General features: G+C 49.0%; 4 protein-coding genes. 1 reads left to right on the forward strand and 3 read right to left on the reverse strand.

All coding sequences use genetic code 11. From position 1 onward, the window contains the following. On the reverse strand, window positions 1–562 hold a 562-nt coding region (locus IQ260_RS28375; RefSeq protein ID WP_193996425.1), incomplete at its 3' end, for a toll/interleukin-1 receptor domain-containing protein. A 381-nt stretch (window positions 563–943) separates the two neighbouring features. On the opposite strand from IQ260_RS28375, the gene IQ260_RS28380 reads away from it, so the two are divergent. Then, window positions 944–1,324 (forward strand): VOC family protein, encoded by a 381-nt coding sequence (locus tag IQ260_RS28380; protein WP_193996426.1) that lies wholly within the window; start codon window positions 944–946, stop codon window positions 1,322–1,324. A gap of 119 nt (window positions 1,325–1,443) precedes the next feature. Here IQ260_RS28380 and IQ260_RS28385 read toward each other — a convergent pair whose 3' ends face one another. Beyond that, window positions 1,444–2,070 (reverse strand): hypothetical protein, encoded by a 627-nt coding sequence (locus tag IQ260_RS28385; protein WP_193996427.1) that lies wholly within the window; start codon window positions 2,068–2,070, stop codon window positions 1,444–1,446. Between the two features lie 51 nt (window positions 2,071–2,121). Continuing rightward, window positions 2,122–4,138, reverse strand: a 2,017-nt coding sequence (locus IQ260_RS28390; RefSeq protein ID WP_193996428.1) for a vitamin B12 dependent-methionine synthase activation domain-containing protein, incomplete at its 5' end; no start/stop codon positions are given.

The following is a 4,138-nucleotide window of genomic DNA, read 5'->3' on the forward strand; positions in this document are numbered from 1 at the left end:
GTATTGCCTTACGATTCTCTAACGCATTCAGCTTCATCTGATCCAAAGTAGACAATACTCGCGTCTCAACTAACGGCTCATCCGCTGCTTGAGGTTTTCCTAAAATTTCCTCTAGCCTTTTAATCAACCGATCCACATCATGGTGAAAATCTGGATCTGGTCTAGCGGTCGCCGCATTGCGGGGATTGAGTCCTTTGAGATCATCTGGCAACTCATCAGCCCCTGGCATATTGGCCCGCCCCACCAACAAAGGAATCACCGGAATTTCCTGCCGTTCCAGCGCCCTAGCAATTTCCACACGGACCCAGTCCACATTTGGGCTCTGCAGGCGCTGTTTAAGCACCTCTAGCCATGTCGGGCCGATCACAGCAATTACAACCTGACTGCTATTGACTGACTGCTGCAAAACTTCCTGAAAGTTATCTCCTAATGGGATTGAGTCTAAGTCCCTAAAAATCAGCTCCTGCGCAAAATGCGCCCTGAGGCGATCATAAATACGGCCAGTGATATCTTCGCTGTCACTGCGGCGATAGGAAATAAAAATAGCATTGGGAGATGACATAGCCTGGTTTAACGAAGAAATCAGAAACTAAGTTGACTGTAGCCGAGAAATTTACTGACTAGCCAGCAGTTCACGGTCTATTTCAATAAAAGTTAGACGACTTTATCTATATCAACAAGCTTTAGTGGGTATATTCGGAAAATCTAGGATTTTTTTATTAGCCAGCAGAACCGTAAGGATGCACCTAGACTCCGGCTGGGTGCAAGTTGCACAGTAAGCACATTGTTAATTGCCCCACAGAAAATCAGATCGCTTAGCTCTACTCACCAAGCCAGAGCAATCAGCTCAGCCGCTAGCTGAGTAAGCTCACGCGTCAAACCAAATTTCTGGCTATCATCAAAGCGTATCCCGAGGCTTTGTAGCATCTCTACCAAAACACCCATGATTCAGCGCACATTCCATGTTCTAGCTGTTCCCAATCTTGAAGTCTCAGCCGCCTTCTATCGGGACGTGCTGAGCTTCACCATCGAAGATATAGGCGATCCTGGCTGGCGTATGTATGTTCGCGATCGCTGTCGCATTATGGCGGGAGAATGTCCCGATGCCATCCCACCACAGGACCTGGGCGATCATTCCTACTTCGCTTACTTTGTCGTCAATGATGCCGATGCTGAATACAACAAAGTCATTGCTCACAATACAGAAATCATCAAACCACTGCGGGATGAACCCTGGGATATGCGAGAATTTGGCCTACGCACGATTGACGGTCATCGCATTGTCATCGGGCAAGATTTAGACTCAGCCAGCCAGTCATCATGATTACAGCCGACTATTGCCAAGCTCATGACCCGCTACAACCAACGGATGAGTGAGCGTCTGATGACCTCTGTGTCAGTATCTCCGATAGTCAGCTTATCCACATAAATTGTCTCTTGCGGTTAATCAGCCTGCAAAATTTCGACTAGAATTTGCATTAACTGAGACAAATCCGTAGGCACCCTATAAAGCATAGTATCCTGAATAATTCGCTTCTCAGCCCGTAAAAAACTACCAAACTGCCAAATATCTCCTGTTGTAATCGCCCCGTACAAAATCGGATCGCTCAGCTCTACCCACTGATCCAGAGCGATCAGCTCAGTTGCCAGCTGAGTAAACCCACGGGTCAAATCTGCCTGTTTGGCCTCGACCACCAACACTCGATGTTTCGCTTCTAGCAAATAATCTAGATCGCCGCTGAGAAACTGATTCACCTCTACGGGGTACTCAATATTGACAATCGCCTGAGTAATATCAGCCACCTCTAGCAGCACGGGGGCAATTAATACCTCCCGCCGAGCGGCTTCACTGGTTAACCGTACCCGCTGTCGGCGATTTTCTAACCGTGCTTTGAGTCCCTCAGCCACGGGCATTAACTCTTGAGAGGTTTGCTCAAACTCAATGGGAGATACCTCAAAAGTCACCCCTAGCTCCTGCAAAATCTCGGCTACGGGAAACCTCATCTTAAAGTAGCTGCCGAAGGTGTAAGACTGATCCGGCTTGAGAATAGGGACGCGGTGGCTGGTCATTGTTTTTGGCCTCCAACGGATTACCGAAGAAGGTGGGCGGTGCCCACCCTACTATGCGCTGAAATACTTGGCGGTGGGGTGATACGTGATAATCGCCGTTGTTGACTCCTCAGGATAAAGCTGCTCACTCTCATCCATAGTCATGCCAATGCGGTCAGTGCCCAAAATCTCTAGCTGCTTAGCCTGGTCTGCCACGTTAGGACAGGCCGGGTAGCCAAAGCTGTAGCGACTGCCCTGATAGCGCTGGGCCAGCATGTCGCGGATGTTGTCAGGATCGAGATCGCCGTAGCCCAATTCCTTACGAATTAGCGCATGGCACCATTCTGCCATCGCCTCAGCCATTTGCACCGCTAACCCGTGAAAATAAAGGTAGTCAGTATACTTATCCTCAGCAAACAGCTGACGGGCATAGTCCGCTGAAACCTGTCCCACGGTTACCGCTTGCATGGGAAAAACATCGAACTGATTCTGTTCTTTGGGTAAGAAAAAGTCAGCAATACACAGACGCCGCATCGATTTTTGTCGCGGAAACTCCCAGGTGAATGATGGCTTAGCATCCTCAGGCGTCAGCCCCTGGTCAATCACCGAGGGAGCATATACGTGTACAGAATTACCCTCAGCTACGCAGGGAAAATACCCATAGACCAGTTGCGGATGCAAGAGATTCTCAGCCTTAATTTTTTGTTTCCATTCGGCCAGGATAGGATGCACCGTCTCCTGCAGAAACACATCATATTCCTCACGAGACTGCGCCTTGGGCTTACGAAACTGCCACTGGCCGACAAATAGAGCCTGCAGGTCCAGATGCCAATACAGTTCGTCCATATCAAAGTCTTCAGGATTGAGCACTTTTGTCCCCCAGAACGGTGGCGTGGGTCGAGAAATAGCCACATCTACCGCCTCAGAGCGATTGGTATCAATCACTTCAGGCTCTTTTTTCTTTTCCTTCTTAGCACCACCGTTAAGCTCGGCCTCAGCCTGGGCGATCGCACGCCGTCCTTTTTGGTTGTACTGGGCATAGTCACCGACAAAGCCTTCACTGTCCTGCCAGCTCTCTTCTTTTTTAGCCGGCATCAGCCGATCCATAAATGTGAGATCTGCAAAGGCATCTTTACCATAGATCACCTGACCGTTGTAGACATCCTGGCAGTCGCCGTACACAAACTTAGGTGTAAGCGCCGCGCCGCCCAAAATGACTGGCACAGAAATACCTTTTTCGTTGAAGACTGCTAGATTGTCTTTCATAAAAGCGGTGGATTTCACCAGTAGTCCGCTCATAGCAATACAGTCAGGCTGATGTTCTTCGTAGGCGGTAACAATGGCATCAATGGTTTGTTTAATGCCTAGATTAATCACCTTGTAGCCATTATTGGTGAGAATAATATCCACCAGGTTTTTACCGATGTCATGGACGTCGCCTTTTACAGTCGCGATCAGAAACTTACCCTTACCAGAATCGTCCTGACCGTCTTCTTTTTCCATCAGCGGCTCCAAGAACGCCACGGCTGCTTTCATAGTTTGGGCGGACTGTAGTACAAAGGGCAGCTGCATTTGACCAGAGCCAAACAGTTCTCCGACAACTTTCATGCCGTCTAGCAGGAAGGTGTTGATAATTTGCAGGGGCTCATAAGGAGTGTCTAGAGCCACCTGTAGCGCTTCATCTAAGCCGATGCGTTCCCCGTCAATGATGTGCTGCTTTAGTCGTTCTTCGATAGGCAGATCGGCCAGAGAGGCTGACGAACGGGCATCTTTGGTGGTAACTCCTTCAAAGAGCGTGGTTAATTTACCCAGAGGGTCGTAGGTACAGATCTCGCCATCAAACTCTCGATTGTCATAGATCAGGTCTCTACAGATCTTTTGATGATCGGGCTCAATTTTGATTAGAGGCAGGATCTTGGCCGCAGAGACAATCGCTCCGTCCATCCCCACCTGCGTCGCTTCATGGAGAAACATGGAGTTGAGCGTAATGCGGGCGGCTGGATTGAGACCAAAAGAGACATTGGAAACGCCCAACATAAAGTGAGCACCAGGAAGCGTTTCACTGATTTTTTTAATCGCGTCAATGGTA

This window comes from Leptolyngbya cf. ectocarpi LEGE 11479 (assembly GCF_015207065.1).
GTDB classification, from domain to species: domain Bacteria; phylum Cyanobacteriota; class Cyanobacteriia; order Phormidesmidales; family Phormidesmidaceae; genus Leptothoe; species Leptothoe ectocarpi.

Excerpts from the sequence above, each read along its gene's own strand:
- IQ260_RS28380 (WP_193996426.1), top strand. The coding sequence starts at position 944 with ATGATTCAGCGCACATTCCATGTTCTAGCTGTTCCCAATCTTGAAGTC.
- IQ260_RS28385 (WP_193996427.1), bottom strand. The coding sequence starts at position 2,070 with ATGACCAGCCACCGCGTCCCTATTCTCAAGCCGGATCAGTCTTACACC.